Here is a 20,869-nt window from a genome sequence, read left to right on the forward strand (position 1 = left end):
CGCTGATGAAACTTATGGTTCGAATAAGCATGACCAGTTTCGGCGTATTGTCAGATACCTCAAGCGCTGGAGAAATTTTACATTTGGCGATGATGTGCGTCGTAAAGTCTACTCAATTGGTATCGCGGTCATGGTCAAAGAATCCTTCGACTCCTCCATCAACGATGAAGGCTTCCCGGATGACCTCACTGCACTGAGAAAGACAATCAACCACATGCTTAACTATCGTAGCTATTTCACTCAGGTTGGTGTAGATAAATATAGTGTTAATGTTACGCTTCCAGTGAGCCCCTACAGAGATATTTTTCATAGCAGCAGTATCGTTACGGGAACACAGTTTCGCAATAAGCTGAGCGCACTGTTGAAAACCCTGAATAAGGTTGCTGATGAAGATCAAGAGTCCAAACAGTGCGAGTTGCTACGAAGTGTATTCGGTGAAGATTTTCCTGAGTGCGCAGAAACATCATCTGCATCGTCAACTGCTGTTAAAACTGTTTTCGCATCTGCCGGAGTAGTGGGGACATCGCAAGGCGCATGAATTATTCAGTCATCCTGGCTCACTTGAATGAATGCGGATACAAGGTATCCGCAATTCCATCAAAGACGGCAGAGGTCGGATTTTTAACCGTCGAACTGGAGATAAACGATATGCCAGTTACTCTTTGGCATATCGCTGTTCCTGAACTCACAAAAATGCCCAGTTTTCTCCTGGCCGATCCATCTGCATTGCCCAGACTTGCGCACACTGCGTTCTATCCTGAAAGCAAATTTGCAAGCATTTGTGTGAATGTACCAGACGCAGTATCAGTGAATTTCGAGTGCCCTGAGCTGGCCTTCGAAGAATCGCTAAAACGCCATGTCTCTTTGTTAAGCCAGGCTTTAACCGATAGTGAATGGAATACAAAGGAATTACTTCGGGAATTTGAAGCTGGCTGGTTGAATATCGTAGAGCCGGACACAACCCCTTTTCTCTGTTTAACTGAAAGCGAAACACCAGAAGAATTGTGTGTTCTGAAGCCGAGAAAAGGCAGCGTAGGTCTGGGAAAATATCATTTAGGGTATGCTGAGGGGGCAGTCCAGGATAATATTTTTTCACCTATCAATCAGCTTCTAAAAGATCGTCAGGCTGCAAAAGGTAACGGATTCGTCATACCGTTGAGCGTGACAAAACCTGCACCATGGAAAAAAGATGAACTTACTGATTGGTATCTAGACCTGCTGTCAGATCTACCGACGAATGTTCAAATGAAATTGACTCAAAAATTTGCTCAAAAGCGATCACATGAATTTTGGTTAGTCTTTAATGCCCAAACCCCCTCTGGAATCACATGGTTTGGAATTCATTTTTCCCAAAAGAACTCCAGCAAAGGTCGAAAAACCTTGCCTTTTAAGCATTCACATATGGCTGAATGGACGCTTGAACCGGTCATCGTATTAACTTTTAATAAAGAAAGGATTATGCCCCGGAGTGGAGCGGAACAATCCCTTACTAGCAAAAAAGTTATGCTTGTTGGATGTGGTTCCGTAGGAGGCGATGTTGCAGATAAACTCGCAGCCTCTGGCGTTGGCCATATAGATTTATATGATCCAGAGACACTTTCACTGAATAACCTTTATCGCCACATTCTGCCACCTCAGTATGTCTCATTCCATAAACCGAGTGCGTTATGGCACAGTCTCACCAGCAAGTACCCATGGCTCGAGATTGGAAGCTACACTGGTAAGCTACTTGATTTGAGGCGTCGTGACTTACTAATGAAGTATGATCTAATCATCATAGCGATAGGAGCACCGACCCAGGAACGATTGTTTCATGATTATTTAATTAAAGAAAAAATTAATGTCCCAGTTATTAACACATGGGTTGAAGGGTATGGCATAGGGGGGCATGCCGTTCTGGCGATCCCTGGAACAAAAGGATGTTTACGTTGTTCATATGTTGACCCAGCTGATTTTTCAAGAGGACTAGCCTCTAACTTGAATTTTTTGGCTCCGAATCAAGATTTGACTAAAAATCATGCTGGGTGTGGCGATGCGTTCCTACCTTACTCATACATAGCCTCGACTCAAACTGCTCTTATTACCGCTAATCTCGGGGTCCAATATCTTCTTAATAAAATTAGAGAATCATCCAGAGTGAGCTGGAAGGGGAGCTCTGAGGATGCGATAGCAAATGGATTCAAATTAAGCGGAAGGTATTACGCATTTACCCGTATATTAGAAGTGCTTCCTTTGTTTAATGAAGAGTGTGATATCTGCAATGGATAATGCTGATGCGCTAATTGTCGATACTGAACATTTTAGTCTCCAGATTTCAAAGAAAGTGATTGGGATCTGGCAGGGATTTCGACAGTTTAAACCAATGGATTCCGAGGCATTTGGAGTGCTCGTTGGCGATAAAGAACTTGAGATTGAACGTTACGGATTAGTTGAAATCACGGTTCCACAGAAAGAAGATCGATGTTCAAGAATGAGTTTTACTCTCAGAGATCCCGAACATCAGCGTATTGTTGATCGCTTGTATAATGACTCTGAAGGTCAATTGATTTACTTTGGTACGTGGCATACACATCCTGAAAAAAATCCCCATGCTTCATACATCGATATAAGGGACTGGAAACAATGTCGGTTACGAAATCCTGTACAAAGGCTTTTTTTTATAATAATCGGAACAGAGAAAAACGCGCTTTACTATTTTGAAGGTGAAAATATTTTGCGACAGGAATTCTGAGGAGGGGAAATGAACAATGCAACACTCATGTATCTGATAAAAATTATTTTTAGGCCGAAAGATCAATTGTCCCGACTGACGTTTGGGGTGCTTAAAATTGGAATGGCGGGATTGGTTGGAGGATGGGGAGTAAATCTTGTTTTCTCCGAAGAATTTCTTAAGAAACATGTTAATATAATCGATGGATTAACGTTTACTTATCAAAAATGCTCTGATCTTGCTCTTTTTTTTGGTGTGATTTTTCTGGTTGCTGGGTTTTGTCTTTGGGGAATTTGTGCTTACTTCGCTCTTCGAGATTTGAATAAGCGAGACATTGCTCTTATTCGTGCGTATGGGTTCGAAAATACGGATTCACAAGCTGCGGAGAAAATACTCTCTTCCAGAGAAAAAGCAAAAATATTAAATGTGGACTTTAAAGCATTTGATTCAAGGGACAAAAATAACAATTTATCCAATGCAGGTTTTATTCGGCAGATAATTCAAGAAAGAATATATCACACCGATGCGACAATTGCTTATGTTGCTGCACTTGGCAGTGTGCCATATCTGTATATGGTTGGTAGCTTCATGACGGATGGGCACTTACCATTAAAGTTGTTTGATTTTGACCGGGATAAAAGAACTTTTCACCCTCTTGACGCACCGCCGACAAATGCAAAGTTAGTAAAATGCTACAGCGGTCAGAATATTCATGATAGTAAGTGTGTGCCATCAAATAATGGAAAGGTTATCGGTCTTGCAATTTCATTCACGATGGAAATTTTAGAAAAAGATCTTCCTGTTGAATTTATTGGCCATACTTTACATGTTCAACTGAATACAGGATTCCGATTTGATAATCTCCCTGCGGAGGACGAGCAAGAAAAAATAGTGAAGGAAATTAGCTATATTATCTCTGAATTAAAAAAACAGGCAGACGAAGTTCATCTTTTTGTCTCTGCACAAGCATCAGTAGTCGTTCGGCTTGGTACTCTTTACCAGGAAGGCTTGCATGGTGTTATAAATATTTGGCACTGGAATTCTATTGCTAACCAATACGAGTGGCACCTAAAAGTTACCAGTAAACATATAAATTAATAATTTTAGCAATATTGGCTGATACTTGTATAAAAAGACTGATAAGCCCTAAGGCAATACACTTGAGGATGAAAAAGAGCCCATTTACATGGGCTATTCCTCTGATGAAGCCTCGAGTGTTCTGCCAGGCTATTTATGGCAGAACACAACCGAGGTCATCCGTATGTCTAGTCAAGGTTACATTAGTCTCTTATCTGCCAAATAGCAAGGAGAAGGATAGGGATTTTATGCCTATCTACTGGAATTCCCAACATATTACTGTAGCATCGTATCGAAATACTTCATTTCTTCCTGGTAGCTTTTTATAAGACAGTTGCTGACTTCGGCCGTTTCTGCATCAGTTCCTTTCGAATCAATCGTTTCCAGTTGGCATTTTTTATCAATCATCTCTCCCCATGATTTTTTCAGACCCAGAATCAATGGTTTATATTCTGGGTTGTTACCAATCTGTGCATCAACCGATTTATTCAAACTCTCTAATGCCGCTTTTACTTCCTCTGCGCTCTTTTGATTAATACTCGCAAGCTGGCTATTTTCTTCCCCGGAAAATGCAGCAGCACTTACTTCCGAATACCCAGTGAACAACAAAAGTAAAGCAATGCTATATTTTAGATGTTTCATTACTCACACCCCAAAGCGGAATCTTTATCACAAGCTATTTTTGCCGACAAATCACTAAGACGATCAATGCCAACGGACTTACAATCATAAACAAATTCCTTTTTGCTATTCAGGTTCGTAACACTAACTCCACGGCTTTCACTCTCATTCTCATAGTTACTAAATATCGTGTACTTATACTCTGCATTTACAAACGAGACATTGAAATAATCGGTTTGAAATCGTGAGTAATGGTTGTATTTAAATCCTGAATAATCACTACCTTTCGATTCATAGTTAAATTCAGTTTTGCGGTCTTTCGATAAGGTGTACCGAAGTACACCTTTGTTTTCATCTAGTTTGATTGTTCCTTTTGCTGTGTTGCATACAAAATATGCATCACTCGCAAACGATGAACCACACAAAAGCATTGCAACCAATGCTAAGAACTTATAATGATGCATTGTAATTTCTCCCCATTTTCAAATCATATCCTTTCTGCCTTGGCCCGTTATATCTTTTAGCAAATGAAAGCCAATCTTTAGTCCGAATAGAGCGCAGTAATACTCTATCAGCCTTAATGAAGCTAACGAATGCTTTTAACTGATTTTTCTCAGACTTACTTAATGCAAAAACGAAATCCTCAGGGCTAGCGTAGCCTGCTGTGGCGTAGTTCGACGCTAAAATCTGAAACTTACCCCAGGATGCTGATTTTAAAGCTGCTTTTTTGTCTAAAGTATACGCTTTAACTAGCTTTGCATACTGTATTGATGTTGCACCATATCCACCCGCAACAGGGTTTGATATAACTTCGAACTGATCATACTTTCCATTTGTATATTTATGAAAATGATGCCTTTCAAATAATATCGCTGGAACATAATCATCGTTATCTTCAAATTTAAAATAGGAGCCGTAAGAACCAGTTTCTGTTTTTGCTACAGCTTTAATTGCTGCAACTTCGCATTCTAATTCTTTTGCTGCCTCTTCATAATCAGTATCGTCAATTTTGTCCCCATTATAGAAGTGAATAAATTCTATAGGAGTTAACACCCCATTAACAGGAGTCCTGGGAAACTCTGCACTTCGTAATATTTCCGGAAACTCAAGCGGATGAAAATGCCATACTGACCGCTGGCTGGCGAACGGCGGCACCTTATCCATCCAGCGCGTCGCATCCAGAAATCCCCCGTTGGCCATCTTCACAACCGGGCTTTCATCCCTGACCTTAAATACCGACGACCAGCGTGTATCATCGCGGGTACTGTGCCAGTCACTGTCGTGTTTCACTATCAGCCGCCGCGCATATTCCGGGATGTTCATCTGATTGGTATGCAGCGCACCAAACAAATACTGGTCCTGTGATTTATCGGGATACGGGCTGGGTGGTCTTCTCTTTTCAGCGTTGTGGATCAGGCTGTCATAAAACATTTTTGCCTGCGCGAACTGTGGTCCTTTTTCACCGTCAAAGTGCGAACTGATGCTTTTCAGGGCGTCAATGAGCCAGTGTTCATCCAGCGTGCGGGTATAATCGGTCGTGTGTTCAGCCTCAATACAGTGAAAGTTTAGCCCGGCTAAATCATGCTGGCTGAGCTGCTCCACATCGTCCTGGTGCATCCACGTATGCGGGCGAGTCTGAAAGTACGTGACCCCGGTTTTATCCGTAAACGGATACGTAGCATCACGCGGGATAATTTTTCCGGCATCGGCACGGGTAATGGCGCTCATCTGCTCAAAGGTACTTTCCTCGCCCTCCCCGTTTCTCAGGTACATCGGGCGTTTCAGCTTCAGCTTAATAAACTGTTTGCCCGTTTTAATCCCCTTCACGTTTGCCACGAAATCAGGCACATGCTCGTCGAGGCTCAGCAGCTCGATATGGGCTTTATAGTCTGTGGTGATAATCTGCGGATGGTTATCTTCGTCAGCCAGATCCTGAGCGCCGAGGAACCCGACCGCATCCCCTGCTTTCACCGTCACTTTCAGCGGCGCAGGTGGCACCACCACATCATCAAACACGCCGTGATTCAGGGCGCTGTGCATCCAGTCAGGCAGACACACGTAACATTCGCCGTCAGGCTCCAGATATTCCGGGCGCATCGAGACCCAGAACAGCTTCCCGGCGGGCTTACCATCCTGAAGATGCTGCACCAGAGCGAACGGCTCCTGCCGTTGTTCCAGCAGAAACGATTTTTGTTGCAGTACGGCAAGCGTGTCGCCCTGAACGAGCGTTCTGGCGTGGCCGTGTTTGTTTGCCAGCACGTCCGGCGCAATTTCGCGGCTGTCATCGTGGCGGGAGTGTTTACGCATCCGCACGCCGTGGCCTTTCTGCGTGACCCGGTAAAGCGGGCGTTTCGGAAATTCTGCCAATGGCGCGATGTGCATGTAAAGCTGGTACAGCGTCAGCCAGGAGGATTCATCCTGCTCGTCAGGCTTATACACTGATTTGACCAGCACAAAGGTGCCGGACTGGCGCAGGGGGCGTTCTTGGTAACACTCGATAGCCGCGTAATCCCGGTTAACCCGCCATGCCACCACCTCGCCGTCCATCATGAACTGGAGCGGTACCGATTTTTCCGGCGTGTCCTGACTCAGCACCGAGGCCGGGGACGATGACATCCCGACATGGATCCCCCCGTGCCAGTAACGATTTACGCCGAGTAACCACCAACCGTGGGCGTTTTTGCGGATGTCGGTCAGCAGCTCGTCATAGTTCTTATAGTCCCGTCCGTCGGCTTTCCGTACCGGATAACGAATGTTCATCATCTTTCCTTAAGTTAAATCCCTCAAAACCTCAATCATCGCAGGGAGTTAAGAAGAAAGGGAGTGAAATTTATGCAAATTTTATTACTAAGATAACTCGCACGTCGTCAGATAAGGTATTGATCGGTTTCTAAGAGTATGACGCTGTAGCCGCCATGTTTAACGAACTCTCTGGAATGTAGGGCGCGGTCAGGGGGCGGTCACTAAGCCCAAAGAGCTTCTGGGAATTAAAAAATACAGAATAACGCGAACTGAGTTTTGCTGGCTGCTCTGTATCTCTAATCTGAGTGACAACGTAAGCAATAGAAAGATGATAGGTGGTTCGCGATAGTGTGCATGAAAGTTTATTCTTAATAAGTACCATCACAGCTAATATTCAACTGATGGGGGATATTATAAGAAAAAGGTGGTTGTTGCGCGTAAAGAATTAAATATGCATGTGGGAATAGATTATCATGGTTATATTTTCATTCCGGATTAATGTTCTACGATATAAAGCAAAACCATTTTTCGACCATACTAATCTTATGCTTTATGTTTCTTACACTGAACTGTCGCTCAGTTGTGTCCCCTTCATCCTGGTGTTGATGCAGCCAACTTTTTTTGGTGATGAACAAATCATTTGCATGCTGCTGTCAGGTGACATGCAATTATGACTTAACATCATATTTCTACTACCTTTGTTGAAGGTTTCGCGGTAAAAAGGTTATGTTCTTGAGACTTCCCATTACGTAATTATCGGGATGCGTGCCAGTTAGTTTTTCAAATTTCTGTTCCAGTTCAGCAATGCGCAGCATTGCCTGATATAAAGCATGTTCAGTCGTTCCTCGTTCAGCACATAGACGTTGAAGCTGTGCTTTCAATTCACTACAGGATTTCCGGTATTGTATTTTTAGCCTCTTCTCATTGTCCCGCTCATTTCGCAATGATTCCAGCGCTTCATGATGATGAGTATTTGCTGTGCTGACCTTGGTTGTTCCAGAATTATACCGGGATATGCATTCAGCGGCCCGCTTGCGAAATTCAGAGTAGGGTTTGTAATACAACGTTCCGCTTCCTACTTTAGCTTCTTTTGCCAGCCTGGCCATGGAAAGTTTTGTTCCGGGTGTAATATTCTTACCTTCGTTTCTGAGCAGGCGAGCAAGTGCCTCTTCAAAGAGCTGCAACTGGATTTCTGTTTTACATAATTTGTTATTCATTTTTCACTCCACTGAATATTAATACTGTTTGCCGGGGTATACGGTTCGAAGTCGATGTCATGATCGGCCATGATTTTTTCACAGGCGCGGATCCCGACCAGTGTTTTAGCAAGCAAGTTTGGTTGATTCAGATTTTGATTGAGTGCCTGCTTATGGCGTCTGATAAGGCGTTCGCGCAAATCAGCCCGTAGCTGGGCATGCTGAGTCATGACGACATCGTGGCCACATAAAACCGGATTGATTAGAGGGTCAATTGTACAATCCAGCCGTTCACAACGAGGGTTAAGGCACAGGCTATGTCCGTTATCTACTATGGTTAATTCACCTTTACGGATAGCCGTATTGATTTCCTCCCGGCTATGAAAAATGATATTGCCCTGGGCTATTTGTTCCCGGATTTGAGTTCCTGCCTTTCCCGAAACAGGTTCGTCTGTAAGATAGAGTCTTACTGCAATATCAGTCATTAGCAACATGTTCATTTCAGCGAGTTCGGCCTGAATTTCGGGATCCTGTTCCATATCAAATGTTCTGGCAACCTCAGCATTGTTCCCATACCAGGCTGACATACTGATGTTTGTATGTGCAAACTGCTGTTTCACCTGTAAAAAAGAACCAAAATTATTGCGCAACAGAAAAATAGCAAAAGTGCGTCTGAACTGATGAGTTGCGATTGGCCAGAGCTTATCCAGGGGGATGCTGATAGTATTCCACTGGCTGTTTAGTGTCTTAAATTCGGCTAAGTGTTCTTGCCTCAGGCAGGCTCCCTGCGAACCATCCTTTGTCGGGGCTGTTGCCACGAGCCTGTCCAGTGCATTCTTCATACTGGATTTTGTCACAACAATATTTTTTCCTCTGACTCCCAGAGCCAGGAAAAGAGATTGCCCATGTTCAATCAATTTGTTTGCAGCGTTGTATCGCCCGGCCTCACTCAACGTAGTAGATTGCGTTTTGAGTTGGGCTCTGCGTGGTTCCGTTATTGCCGCCAGTAAGTCGATCGCTGTTTTTGCTACCGGGGCTGTAACCCAGGCGTGGCGGATCGGAGTGCCCTTATTGAGCTTACTGGTTTTTCCTGCCAGAAGACTGTGAGTGATACCTTTATGTGTTTGTTCCTGGTAAGAATCAGCATCAAGCTCAAACCATTCACCGTAGCGCATGCCGCTGACAGCACCAATAACAGTGCCGCAGGCTGCCAGAATATCGTTATAGAGGACGGTAAGAGTATCTGTGGGGGCATAGATATAATCAGCTTCTTTCGCCAGAGCCATCAAAAAGGGCCTGTGATCGGTCAGGATATTCTTCAGCGCTTTTGATTTGTGTTGTTCTCGTAGCGTCAGGTAGTGACTAAAAAGTGAGACCAGTTTCTGGCGTGAATGGTGCCAAATTTCTATACGGTGTATTGCATGAGAATAAATTTGTACTGCCACAGGTTGTGGGATAGCGAGTGTTTGTTGTGATGTTTTGCTCTTGTCAGCGAGTTTATCGGCAAGTAATGCTATGTTTGTATATGGGAAATTGATAAAACCGTAGCGATGTGCCAGTGATAACGAGGCGAGGAGATGTACAACCCGCCCGACAGCCATTTTTCGGGTACTGACTTCCGCCATTAACTTTTGTTGCATGTGCGGCAATGAAAGCGCTGACATCTCTGGTATTCCACACTGGATACAAAGTTGTGAAAGTTCTGCCCATGCACCGAATCTTCTCGATACACCGGCAATACCTTCGCTGGCGGTACGCCGTTTTTCAAACAGATGGATGTACATTAAGTGCCTGACAGCATTGCGAAAACCTTCCGAAATCCTTTTCCAGTTCCAGATGGCGCTTCCCTGGCTGTTACCCGAGCGGGTGTTAACATAGGCTCTGAAGTCCCAGATATCACTCGTAAAGTAGCTAAGAGGCTGATTATCAACATCGAAACTCACAATAATTTCGTTTAAAGGAAACGACTTATTGCGATGGAGCTCCACCCATTCTGGGGTTGTTATACTTGGGTTATTCTTTCCTGGTTTAAATCGTGCCTGCATTATCAGTTCCCCTACCAGATATCGTACAGGTCTGCCACAGAGTTCTCATCGTCCCACAGAGGATGCGCCTGAACGTTTAATTTGCCGATGGCTTTTGCATATACATCAGGGTAGTCGCGCTCAACTTCTGCGAGCATAATCTGAATTTTGCCCATGACATCATTAATCCGTGTAACCGGAAGGTGGTGATTAATGGCCGGACGCTGAAGACTTTCGGTAAGACTTTCACGGAAGCTCAGCATGCACCAGATATCGTCTACTTCCGCTACCAGTGCCTGAAACTCACACCCAAAGCAATCAAGAAATTTGAAACAGGCAATAGACTCGTCCTGGGCCAGCAGGCCGCTGGCGACCAGTTCCCGTTTCAGACTTTGTGCTTTATCCCCGAAAGGTTGCCTGCACCTGCTCCCCATTTTGGTCGGGGCTGGCTCTGCATCTCCTTTGGCAATGATTTCCATTGCCCTTAGGGGTCTTCCATATTTTGCCTCAACAACTTTTCTCGCCTCATTAATGCTGGCTCCGCGGGCAGTGAGCTCAAGCGCCTCGGCTGCACTGCCCAGTCGATTGCGATTATTATGCGGATTGCCATTCATATAATGCCTTGCCGCAGTTCCTTTAAGGTTGTTAAGCCCCTCAGCAACGGTAGCAATGGAATTAGTATCCGCCATCAACCCGTCGCTCTTACTTTGCCTGAAGCGACCGATTACTGGCCTGACCTGGTGGGGAGCGCGAGCCATGAACCAGTTAATGTAGCTGGATATATCTGCTGAAAAGACAAATCCATCGTACTGACCGTTGTCAAAGCGAGGAAAAAGGTAAGCCTCTTCCGGAAGGTTGAAATATTCAAGGCAGTTAAGATAAACACTAAAGAAATCTTTTCCTCGCCGGGTGAATCCCATATCCCATGTATTTTCTTGCCCTCCCTGCCGATCCTTTTTACTAACCAGTCGATAGAGATTAATTGTTTTATCGAAATGGAACTCCCGCTCTGTAACGTCTCTCCGAAGTAATTTTCTAAGAGGTGAATTATTATCTCCGGTGAAATTAGCGGTGAGGAACAACGCAGTTATCGTGAGTTTATTAAACCAGAGGGTACTGTTATAACTGGAAATATCCCAGTTTGTTTTGGGCTGGTCAAAAGGACAGGTAATTGGTTCCCCCTTTTTTAGCCGACTGGCGAGCACATTAAATACTCTGAACAGGTCACGTGAAACGCCGATTTGTTCTTCATCTGAGTAAGCCTGCGTCTTCTTTTCCATCACATTGTGGCGGGCAACTTTTGGCATCAGGTTGGCCAGTGCTTCGTACCCTGCCCAGGACAGAAATGCTGAAAATCGATCGCTCATCCCACGAATGCATGCATGAGATTTAGCATTATTATTCACCTGGTTGCTTATATGTTGTGCGTAAGAGCTGACAGTTGACTCGGTCAACTCTGCCATACGCAGGGTTGTGTCGCAGTAGCGGAAAAAAAATATAACCATATTGAAATCGGTAAATATGGTGCTTCCGCTTAATATATGAACGCGAGTCGCCAGCCATTCGTAAATGAGCAACACCAGGGGTAAACGTTCGTTATGCTTTTTTGCATTGTTGATGTAGCTTGCCCTTGGAACACCATCATAAAGTAAACGAAAGACGTAAATCGGCCTGCATGCATTGTCTTTACATGCATGGTGCGCTACAGAAAGGATTAAATCATCATCGCCTGGCGTACCAGAATGAATTTGGGGGGAGATTTGCAACGTTCGTGAGGTTAATTTCTTCATCTTAGCCTCTGTGAGGGGAATGCAAATGACTCCATACACCAATGGTGTTGTCGTCTCCGTATATCCGATCCAGACCCTCCTGGTGGATACGGTCAGATTGTCTCGCCAGGTAGTTATCTTCCCAGAATTTAACGTAGAGTGAAGTTGTCTGAGGTGATGAATGACGCAAACGAGCCTGAACTTCTGACTCAACCTGGTCTCTGGTCATGACGGGTTCACCTGGATTCCTTGGATGGCTACCGGGATAAGTAAGTTGCATTAAAGCAATTGTCAGGTACGTGGCATAGGTTGAACGAAGATTATGAAATTTATGCGAAAATGTGGGCATCTTAAAGTCGATGCGAACAGCATTGCGGATTTCGCCCCAGCGGGCATTGAGCGAGTTTTCGTTGTATGGATCTCCCCGGTTATTCAATAATAACGGTGGATACTGACGAGCTAAGGAATCCGGGGTTAACTGGAGGTATTTTGACAAGCGTTTTCTGTATCGTGCGCTTTGCTTATAAGCGTATAACTGCCTCATCAACCAGACCGGTATTTTTATTTCACCTGACTCGCCGCGTTTAGTATGGCAATGATTACCAGGCCCAATCATTACGGTTATTGTGTTTTCATCTACAGAGGTTGGCTGAATCAGTGTGCTGCTAAACGTAAGCACCTCCATTCTTCGCATTCCTGTATATAAAGCGAGGTATATGGCTATTCGAATCTCAGGAGCAATAGTCTTTGGAATATATTTATCATTTATTTTAGTATAACTTCTTCCTTCTTTAAGAACGCCTAGCAAAGATTGTAACTCAGGTCGTTGTTCTTTCAGCAAAGGGCGTAAATGATTCGGGAGCCGGGATTGTTTTACTTTGTCACGTGCAGTAATTTTCAGGTCAGTTGTTTGAACCTTTATATAACGATTTATATGCCCCAGCATCCGCTCATCAGCAATATTAATCTCACTGAACTGGCATGGTGGTCGTTGAAACACATCACCATATCCCATCCAGTAGACATACATGCCGACAACGGCTCCCCGATAACTCTTTGCGGTAGAGCTTGCGAGTCGTCGTTTACCGCTCTGTGGGTCAACTTCATCATGCTGAGCCTGGAGATAATCACGGAACCGATAGAGAGGGCGCATGTGGCTTGCCCTTGGCATATCGCTCCAGGAAAGTTGTTCCCTTTCTAAAAAGGAAAAAAATAGCGTTAACGCTTTGGCAATACAGGAGAGATCCTGGTGCTTATCAACTGCTTTACAATGAATTAAATACTCATTGGCAGCGTTAATTGGGCGATCTTGTGAATCAAAGAGGAGGTACATATTTTTAAGATGTATGCCATCCTGGCCCCAGAATGTTAAGAGCTCACTATCTTTAGACAGGCTAAAGGCAGGTGTTGCCTCAATAAACATATCTCCGACGTTTAAATAACGTACAGGCATAGTAACCTCCCATCGATCCTAAGTTCATTTGAGTGTAGGAGGCTTTGCATCATTACTCGAAAAATTTTTGAGAGATCAAATGTGGGGGTTTTATCTGAGAGAAAAAGTGTGGGGGTGCCAGATATCGTGCCACGCAGAATCATAGGTAACCCCCGCTGGTGGACAATACAGAAAGGCATCAGCGTGAATGATTTCGACACGGGGATCGGAGCTGAAAGCATCCCCGACAAGTTTAATGACATCCAGCTCTCGCTCAACGACTGTTACCTGGGTTACCTCAGGCAGCTGCAATACAGCGTGCAGCACCATGCCTAATCCCAGTCCGTTTATCAGGAGCCTGCCACGGGCATTCTCCAGAAACTCAGCGCAGGTTCGCACTTCCATAGGGGTATTTGACATGACAACATCGCCCGACTTCACAAGGCGGCGATAGCATCCTGCCGGAATAAACGCGTCATTATCCCTCGTATAATCGGCTCTCAGACGTGTTTTATCTGATTCGATCTCGCCGACTTCAAATGTCTCTATCGCCCAGTCTCCCGACACGCCGTCGTGAACAGGAAGGTTGTGAAAATCGAAATCCATATAACCTCTAATTATGTATGGTCAAATGTTCTGCCAGTGAAGCTAGTTTAACCCAAATGACGTTCTGACCTAACAAGGAGACGATTCATGAATTGCAGCTCCATTGAGGATGGGGATCAGCCCAGGTAACTTTGATTAACCTGGTGGAGTATTGAGACCAGTTACATACATCAGTTAAGAAAACCCTTGCCGCATACAAACGCCGGGATTCTTGACTGATGTATGTGAGCTCGCATACATCAGTCAAGAAATGACTGAAAACCATCACATGCTGGTTTGCATACCTCAGTCATAATAGATAGAGGGAAGCCCTGCCGGGAAAGTTACTTTCGGGCCACTCCTGGGGTGTAAGCCTTGTCGACAAGGAGATTAAGACAGGCTGGCTCTCATTTCGATAGACCTCCCCCACCCAGAAGAGCAGATCTTGACTGAGATATGCAGTTTTACATACCGCAGTCACGCAATATAAGGCATCCAGGCGAGCCCAAAGTCACTTCAGCGTCCTCGTGAACTGGCCTTTCATTGACTTCAACCACAGCAGGTATTCTCCAGGACGATGTCCGGTCATGCTGAAACGCTGATCTTGACTGAGATATGCAGCTTTACATACCGCAGTCACGCAATATGAAACATCCAGACGGGCCAAAAGTCACTTCAGCGTCCTCGTGGACTGGGCTTTCATTGACTTCACCCACTACAGGTATTCTCCTGGACGATGTCCGGTCATGAGAAAAGCTGATCTTGACTGAGATATGCAGTTTTACATACCGCAGTCACGCAATATGAAAGATCCAGACAGGGTCCAAAGTCACTTCGGTTCCTTCATGAACAGCCCCTTCATTGACTTACACCAGCGCAGGCATTCTCCAGGACGAGACCCGGTCACACTGAAAAGCTGATCTTGACTGAGATATGCAGTTTTACATACCTCAGTCACGCAATATGAAGCATCCAGATGGGGCCAAAGTCACTTCGGCTCCCTCATGAACAGCCCCTTCATTGACTTACACCTGAGCAGGCATTCTCCAGGACGAGGCCCTGTCATGCAGACACGGGGATCTTGACTGAGATATGCAGTTATACATACCGCAGTCACGCACTATGGAGCATCCAGACAGGCCCAAAGTCACTTCAGCGTCCTCGTGGACGGCCCCTTCATTGGCTTATCGCAGAGCCGACACTCTCCTGGACGAGACCCGGTCACACAGAAACGGGGATCTTGACTGAGATATGCAGTTTACATACCGCAGTCAAGCAATGTGAGCCGACAAGATGGTGCCAAAGTCGCTTCGGCAGCCTCGTGAACAGCCCCTTCATTGACTTACACCAGAGCAGGCATTCTCCAGGACGAGGCCCGGTCATACAGAAAAGCTGATCTTGACTGAGATATGCAGTTTTACATACCGCAGTCACGCAATATGAAAGATCCAGACAGGGTCCAAAGTCACTTCGGTTCCTTCATGAACAGCCCTTTCAGTGGCTTACACCAGAGCAGGCATTCTCCAGGACGAGGCCCGGTCACACAGAAACGCTGATCTTGACTGAGATATGCAGTTTTACATACCGCAGTCACGCAATATAAGGCATCCAGGCGGGACCAAAGTCACTTCGGCTCCCTCATGAACAGCCCCTTCATTGACTTACACCTGAGCAGGCATTCTCCAGGACGAGGCCCTGTCATGCAGACGCGGGGATCTTGACTGAGATATGCAGTTTGCATACCGCAGTCAAACAATATGAAGAGACAAGATGGTGCCAAAGTCGCATCGGCAGCCTCGTGAACCACCCTGCATTGAGTTACACCGGGACAGACGGTGGGGACCGATCTTATAGAAAAGGAGATCATGACTGAGACATGCGGATCTACATACCGCAGTCTCGAAATAAGAAGAGTGCATATGGGGTGAAATTACTCCGACTCCATCGTGAACGGCCCTTGAACTGACTGAAACCAAGACAGGCATCTTCATCAATTAGGTCCAGACACAGAAGAAGGAATCTTGACTGAGATATGCGGATTTACATACCACAGTCACGAAACGCGAAGAGTGCAGGCTTGGCTAAAGTAACTTAGGCTGTGATCTTTGACAGGCGTTTCATTAACCTACATCTGGGCAGGTATTTCTCAGGCTCGGTTCAGCCACACCAAAGCAACGATCTTGACTGAGATATGCAATCTACATATCTCAGTCAAGTCAACGGAAAGAGCTGGCAGGTAAAGCTACTTTTCTGATTTTATTTTGGCCAAAGCAGCGGACAGTTCCTGAGGATTGACACCGGCAAGCTCAAGCGCTTTGATAATTTCGTCATAATCCTGCTGTGGTTCACCTGCCGGATCTTGCGGCTTCTCCGCCGACTTTCGCTTACCGGTCTTGGCGGGAGGAATAAGTTTGGCGTTGCGATAGTGTACATTAAAATACACCGACTTACCGCGCTTAACCTCGGTAAAATCGAGGTAGCCAATTTCTTTAAGTTGATCCATCGCCTTACGCACTATGTGGTTCTGCGTGTATACGTTCGACGTGAGATTGAGCCGGTCACGCAGCCGCTTCATAGATAATGGATACAGGTCAGCAGGCAGGCTCTCAATGAACGTGTAAAGGGCCTGAGCAGACTCTTTACGCTGTAAGGCATCTATCGCTTTCAGACGCAGTAGGACTCGATGATCCATGTTATAGAGTTCAAAAAGCTTTGGCTCTGCTTCTATCTCCACTGTATCTTCAACGACATCGTAAGTGGCCGACTGTACCAGGTGCGTAGTCCAGCCTTTGGTCTCATTTTGAAATTTGAGCGTGACGGATGCCAGCTTAAACAATGCGTTGCCTATCCGGTCTCGCATGATTTTATTGGAACGACGAGTATCAAATCCGCACATCTTTACGAATTCAACGAATGAGAGCTTCAGCCGCCCCCCTACTACGCCATGTTCTGACATAGAGCGAATGATCCCAAGCCACACCTTAAAGTCTGTATCCATGTCGAGGCGCAACCCGGTAATCTGAACATCCTTGTAGCCTTCCGTCTTCGCAATTGACAGCTGGATCAATTCTTCAGTGGCGTCCGTCACATTACGTCGATTGGTTTTGCTCTTGCTCGTAGTTTTCAGTGTGGGGACAAAAAGGCCGATACGCATGAGTGCAACAGGTTGAACAGTTGCCGCACTGTTAACAACAAGACTAACAACTTCGCCCGTCGACTTATTCACTTCCTCAAGATTCAGAGTTAACTCTTTGTTTTCCTCATCCATTATGACACCTGTAGTTGTTCACCCCGGGTAAGTGTAGCCGCATATTCCAGTCAATGGAATTACATATTTCAGTCAATGTTGAAGCATACCACAGTCAACAAAGTGCGTATTGCAGTCAACAATTTGCATACGTCAGTAAATATCGATCCTTTCTCAGCCCAGTAATGGCGAGGTCTACAAGCGATCCGTGATCTGTTTATGATCTCGTTGGGATCGTTATATGGAACTAACTATTGGATCGTGGCTGTGGATTAAAAGGATAAATATCAAGATATGAGAGCACCTGCTCAACAACAGGATCCGCAGAAGACTCCAAAACGGTTCGAGCCAGTGAGTCTTCTCAAAATGAACACGCAGGCCTGCATGTTCTGAACCTGACTCTGTGCATAAAAAAAGATAAGACAAGCCTAACTAAGCATACGTGGTCTCACTTCAGGCATTGAACACCAGCCATACAAGGAAACGCCAGGCTATCTGCCCTTTCCGTTTTATGCACATGATAAGCAAATCATTACATACATCAGTCAATGAAAAGTACATGCCTCTGTCAATGAAATACATACATCAGACAATATTCTTCATATCGCAGTAGACATTTTACATATCTCAGTCAATATGAATTGCCTCTCAGACCAGTCACTGGAAGGGTTGTAGCTGATCACTGATCTGTTTTGATCTTGTCATTGATCGATGTATGGATCTTTTTATTGGATCGTCCCTGTGAATAAAGGGGATAAGTATTAGTACGATACAGCAGAGCATCACAAGGCCATGGAGTAACCATCTACTTGAGCGGATCCTTTTCTGCTAGTCGACGTTACTGTCTGAGTGACAAAAGAGACTTAAGTGCCAGAAGGGGCCCTTTTGCACGCTCAATCCAAGAGGTGCAAAAGGTAGACGGAAAATAGGGGGAAAGGGTCATTCGACCTGGGGGAGCTCTACCATAAAGTCTGCGGCACCACTTATACCGGACTCATTCGGAAATACGGGTATCAGAATGCCATCACCGACACCGAAATTGAGAACGAAATCTTTCGACTCGCCAGGACCTACGTTAACGCCGTTTACAGATACACCAAACTTTGCATCGCGACGAACAGACAGAACGGCATTTTGATTACCAGTTAGCAGTGCACCGTCTTTCTTGCGAATACTGTTTGACTGGATATAGGCCAGCGGTTTGTTATCAGACGTTTTTAGTGACTCACCTACGGCCAGTGTTTTGAGTGTGTTGAACTCAATCATGTTATCCGGCACATAACGGAAATGGCTCGTTTTGGTTGTCGTGTTACCCGCTTCATCAATGGCGATCACGCTCAGATTGTATGCGTCATTTTCGTCACTTGACGGGAAGACCCTGGGGTATTGCAACGCAAAGCTATTTGCTCCGGTCTGATACCAGCCGACATTCACCTTATCAGATGTTGGACCACCATCTAACGTAATGGCGGAGATTGATGGTTTAGTCAGATCGTCCGTAACCTGGATGACAAGATTCTCCAGTCCTTTCACCAGCTGCCCCTCAGCAGGCTTACCTTTGAAGTCAATCGAGATAACTGGAGCGACCGTATCATGAAGAATACCTCCTGGCAGGGTCATAGTGGACACATTTCCATAGCTGTCCTTAACGGCTACCGTGGCGGTATATCGGCCTGATGGAAGTGCTGCATAGTCAAAGGTGAGGATCTTTTGCTGATAGTTAATAACTTTAGTTACAGAGGGCTTCAGTACAGTTTCTTTACCGGTGGCATCTTTCAGCGTCAGGGCAAAGTCCTCTGTCACCCACATAAACTTACGCCAATCGTTCACAGTATCTTGATCTGTGATCTGTAACGTTACTGATTTTGATAAGCCATTGAGTGTCAGCGAGTCGATAGTCGTGGGATTAAAATCCCAGTAAGTATAGAGATAAGAGCTAAGTCCACCCAGGTTCGCCTGTGCACCTGTACCTGTCACGATAGTTTGACTTGGCTCATACCCCCGCCCCGCCGTCTTGCAATAATTCAGCGCCATTGTGCATGAGCTGCCTCCGATTTGAACAGAGCAAGCTCCGATCCCAGAGATCGACACATTTTGGACGTAAGTACGGGGTTCAACACTGATTTTGACGGCATCAACACAATCTGGTGTCACCATTCGCACTGTATCGCTCCCTGTCCAGCTATTTGCCTTCTTTAGGTGGACATCCCCACCTATGTACTGAGGAGCCAGCACAACGCCACTGGCAGGCGTAAATTTGAGGGTCTTAAACTGGAGGGTCCTGTAGATCCCTGCTTTGGTAACCATATCCACGTATCGATAACTTTCGGGATAGCTCAGGGTATGGTCCCAATAGGCAAAATTGCTGTCAGAGCTCGTAGCATTGCCATACCATCCAAACTCGGTGCCGTTAAAATCCGCATGATCCTGGCGTCGGAATTTAATCCTGAACTGAAGTGGATTCGCATATATCGTCATACCGGACGTATAGTCTTCCCACACACCGGTCTGAGCATTCCGAACCTGATACTGGGAGTAAGCAGGTACAGTTCTGTCGATAGCAGAACGATGGCTGATCTCTGAATAGTTTCCTGCCAGATCGTAGATTCGAAAGCCAAAAGTATAAAAATCCTGATCCTTTGGAGCGACCTCTGTCCCCGCAGCAATGGCTGCTGGGGCGAGCGCTGTTTTAGTCTGAGTGTTGAGGTCAGCATTCACCGACCTTCGGGTCCCGCTTGCGTCAATAGCAAACCATTCCGCCTTACTCAGACCTGAACCAGTGTCCGACAAATCCGTCAGGGAAAGTGCCTGGGTTGCTCCCCAGTTACTGAATATATCTATGCTGCCGTTGACCCACCCTGCCCGAATCCACGTTATAGGGCCAGGAATGGTCGGTGGGGTAACGTCGATTGAGAATTTCGCTGTTGTGGTGGAAACGAGCCCGTCTTTATTATCCAGAGTTTCGTTTCTTATACTGAAGGCGCCGTTCCCGAGGATCGGCAGCGAAATTGATTTGCCGTAATACTCGCTACCGTCAGCTGCCGTAATCCTGTCTTTGACGGTCACGATCTCGGTAGTGCCCCGAAACACTTCAACTTTGTCGCTATCCCTGGTAACAATCAGCCGCTCTTTCCTGTCCAGGCCAGAGATAAGATTTACCTTGATGGGGGACGATGGGTTCATCCAGGTACTGGACGATTCCGCATTTGTCACAACCCCACGAGTATTGGTATAGGTGTAATTATAGATCTGAGCCATCGAGCTGAATGGTATTGCAGCAAGCATGGCGGCTGATACGATTGATTTTGCGTTCATATTCCCTCCGGTTAAGTGGGAATATTTTATCGAACAAGCCTTTTTCCCCGGGCTGCTATAGGCACATGATTCAATGCATACAGGTCAGTGAATTGACGAACAAGGCATTTGAACAGTTATCCACATTTCCAGGGGATAACTGTGTGATTAA

At 45.5% G+C, this 20,869-nt stretch carries 13 protein-coding genes and 1 pseudogene; 4 read left to right on the forward strand and 10 right to left on the reverse strand.

The features are described 5' to 3' along the window. From EXW94_RS24695 to EXW94_RS24710, 4 genes and pseudogenes are all read left to right on the forward strand, one after another. Nucleotides 1-538: pseudogene (locus EXW94_RS24695) on the forward strand (nucleotidyltransferase); the annotation flags it as partial. Further along, complete coding sequence (locus EXW94_RS24700; protein WP_174341253.1) at nucleotides 535-2,268, forward strand: ThiF family adenylyltransferase; 1,734 nt, start codon at nucleotides 535-537, stop codon at nucleotides 2,266-2,268. The pseudogene EXW94_RS24695 and the gene EXW94_RS24700, both read left to right, overlap by 4 nt. Further along, nucleotides 2,261-2,731, forward strand: a complete 471-nt coding sequence (locus EXW94_RS24705) for a Mov34/MPN/PAD-1 family protein (protein WP_174341254.1) — start codon at nucleotides 2,261-2,263, stop codon at nucleotides 2,729-2,731. Before EXW94_RS24700 ends, EXW94_RS24705 begins: the two co-directional genes overlap by 8 nt. 9 nt (nucleotides 2,732-2,740) lie before the next feature. Continuing rightward, complete coding sequence (locus EXW94_RS24710) at nucleotides 2,741-3,808, forward strand: SAVED domain-containing protein (RefSeq protein WP_174341255.1); 1,068 nt, start codon at nucleotides 2,741-2,743, stop codon at nucleotides 3,806-3,808. A gap of 255 nt (nucleotides 3,809-4,063) precedes the next feature. Here EXW94_RS24710 and EXW94_RS24715 read toward each other — a convergent pair whose 3' ends face one another. From EXW94_RS24715 to EXW94_RS24760, 10 genes are all read right to left on the reverse strand, one after another. Next, nucleotides 4,064-4,429 (reverse strand): hypothetical protein, encoded by a 366-nt coding sequence (locus EXW94_RS24715; protein WP_174341256.1) that lies wholly within the window; start codon nucleotides 4,427-4,429, stop codon nucleotides 4,064-4,066. Continuing rightward, nucleotides 4,429-4,872 (reverse strand): hypothetical protein, encoded by a 444-nt coding sequence (locus EXW94_RS24720; protein ID WP_174341257.1) that lies wholly within the window; start codon nucleotides 4,870-4,872, stop codon nucleotides 4,429-4,431. Before EXW94_RS24720 ends, EXW94_RS24715 begins: the two co-directional genes overlap by 1 nt. Then, on the reverse strand, nucleotides 4,859-7,171 hold the full coding sequence (locus tag EXW94_RS24725; protein ID WP_174341258.1) for an N-acetylmuramidase family protein: 2,313 nt from the start codon (nucleotides 7,169-7,171) through the stop codon (nucleotides 4,859-4,861). Before EXW94_RS24725 ends, EXW94_RS24720 begins: the two co-directional genes overlap by 14 nt. 671 nt (nucleotides 7,172-7,842) lie before the next feature. Further along, on the reverse strand, nucleotides 7,843-8,367 hold the full coding sequence (locus EXW94_RS24730; protein ID WP_174341259.1) for a hypothetical protein: 525 nt from the start codon (nucleotides 8,365-8,367) through the stop codon (nucleotides 7,843-7,845). Beyond that, the gene (locus tag EXW94_RS24735) at nucleotides 8,364-10,391 is read right to left on the reverse strand and encodes a hypothetical protein (protein ID WP_174341260.1); all 2,028 of its coding nucleotides are present in this window, start codon (nucleotides 10,389-10,391) and stop codon (nucleotides 8,364-8,366) included. Before EXW94_RS24735 ends, EXW94_RS24730 begins: the two co-directional genes overlap by 4 nt. 11 nt (nucleotides 10,392-10,402) lie before the next feature. Beyond that, the gene (locus EXW94_RS24740; protein ID WP_174341261.1) at nucleotides 10,403-12,160 is read right to left on the reverse strand and encodes a hypothetical protein; all 1,758 of its coding nucleotides are present in this window, start codon (nucleotides 12,158-12,160) and stop codon (nucleotides 10,403-10,405) included. 1 nt (nucleotide 12,161) lies between these two features. Next, the gene (locus EXW94_RS24745) at nucleotides 12,162-13,592 is read right to left on the reverse strand and encodes a site-specific integrase (RefSeq protein WP_174341262.1); all 1,431 of its coding nucleotides are present in this window, start codon (nucleotides 13,590-13,592) and stop codon (nucleotides 12,162-12,164) included. A gap of 90 nt (nucleotides 13,593-13,682) precedes the next feature. Continuing rightward, on the reverse strand, nucleotides 13,683-14,177 hold the full coding sequence (locus EXW94_RS24750) for a hypothetical protein (protein ID WP_174341263.1): 495 nt from the start codon (nucleotides 14,175-14,177) through the stop codon (nucleotides 13,683-13,685). Nucleotides 14,178-16,398: 2,221 nt separating this feature from the next. Continuing rightward, a complete protein-coding gene (locus EXW94_RS24755) occupies nucleotides 16,399-17,424 on the reverse strand; it encodes a RepB family plasmid replication initiator protein (protein WP_174341264.1) in 1,026 nt (341 codons plus the stop codon). Nucleotides 17,425-18,342: 918 nt separating this feature from the next. Beyond that, entirely contained in the window at nucleotides 18,343-20,718 is a 2,376-nt protein-coding gene (locus tag EXW94_RS24760; protein WP_174341265.1) for an Ig-like domain-containing protein, read from the reverse strand. Nucleotides 20,719-20,869: the final 151 nt, after the last annotated feature.

Origin of the sequence: Enterobacter sp. JMULE2 (assembly GCF_013337145.1) — a bacterium.
Lineage (GTDB): Bacteria > Pseudomonadota > Gammaproteobacteria > Enterobacterales > Enterobacteriaceae > Enterobacter > Enterobacter mori.

Coding starts and splice junctions, on each gene's coding strand:
- EXW94_RS24700 (WP_174341253.1), top strand. CDS start 535: ATGAATTATTCAGTCATCCTGGCTCACTTGAATGAATGCGGATACAAG.
- EXW94_RS24705 (WP_174341254.1), top strand. CDS start 2,261: ATGGATAATGCTGATGCGCTAATTGTCGATACTGAACATTTTAGTCTC.
- EXW94_RS24710 (WP_174341255.1), top strand. CDS start 2,741: ATGAACAATGCAACACTCATGTATCTGATAAAAATTATTTTTAGGCCG.
- EXW94_RS24715 (WP_174341256.1), bottom strand. CDS start 4,429: ATGAAACATCTAAAATATAGCATTGCTTTACTTTTGTTGTTCACTGGG.
- EXW94_RS24720 (WP_174341257.1), bottom strand. CDS start 4,872: ATGCATCATTATAAGTTCTTAGCATTGGTTGCAATGCTTTTGTGTGGT.
- EXW94_RS24725 (WP_174341258.1), bottom strand. CDS start 7,171: ATGATGAACATTCGTTATCCGGTACGGAAAGCCGACGGACGGGACTAT.
- EXW94_RS24730 (WP_174341259.1), bottom strand. CDS start 8,367: ATGAATAACAAATTATGTAAAACAGAAATCCAGTTGCAGCTCTTTGAA.
- EXW94_RS24735 (WP_174341260.1), bottom strand. CDS start 10,391: ATGCAGGCACGATTTAAACCAGGAAAGAATAACCCAAGTATAACAACC.
- EXW94_RS24740 (WP_174341261.1), bottom strand. CDS start 12,160: ATGAAGAAATTAACCTCACGAACGTTGCAAATCTCCCCCCAAATTCAT.
- EXW94_RS24745 (WP_174341262.1), bottom strand. CDS start 13,592: ATGCCTGTACGTTATTTAAACGTCGGAGATATGTTTATTGAGGCAACA.
- EXW94_RS24750 (WP_174341263.1), bottom strand. CDS start 14,177: ATGGATTTCGATTTTCACAACCTTCCTGTTCACGACGGCGTGTCGGGA.
- EXW94_RS24755 (WP_174341264.1), bottom strand. CDS start 17,424: ATGGATGAGGAAAACAAAGAGTTAACTCTGAATCTTGAGGAAGTGAAT.
- EXW94_RS24760 (WP_174341265.1), bottom strand. CDS start 20,718: ATGAACGCAAAATCAATCGTATCAGCCGCCATGCTTGCTGCAATACCA.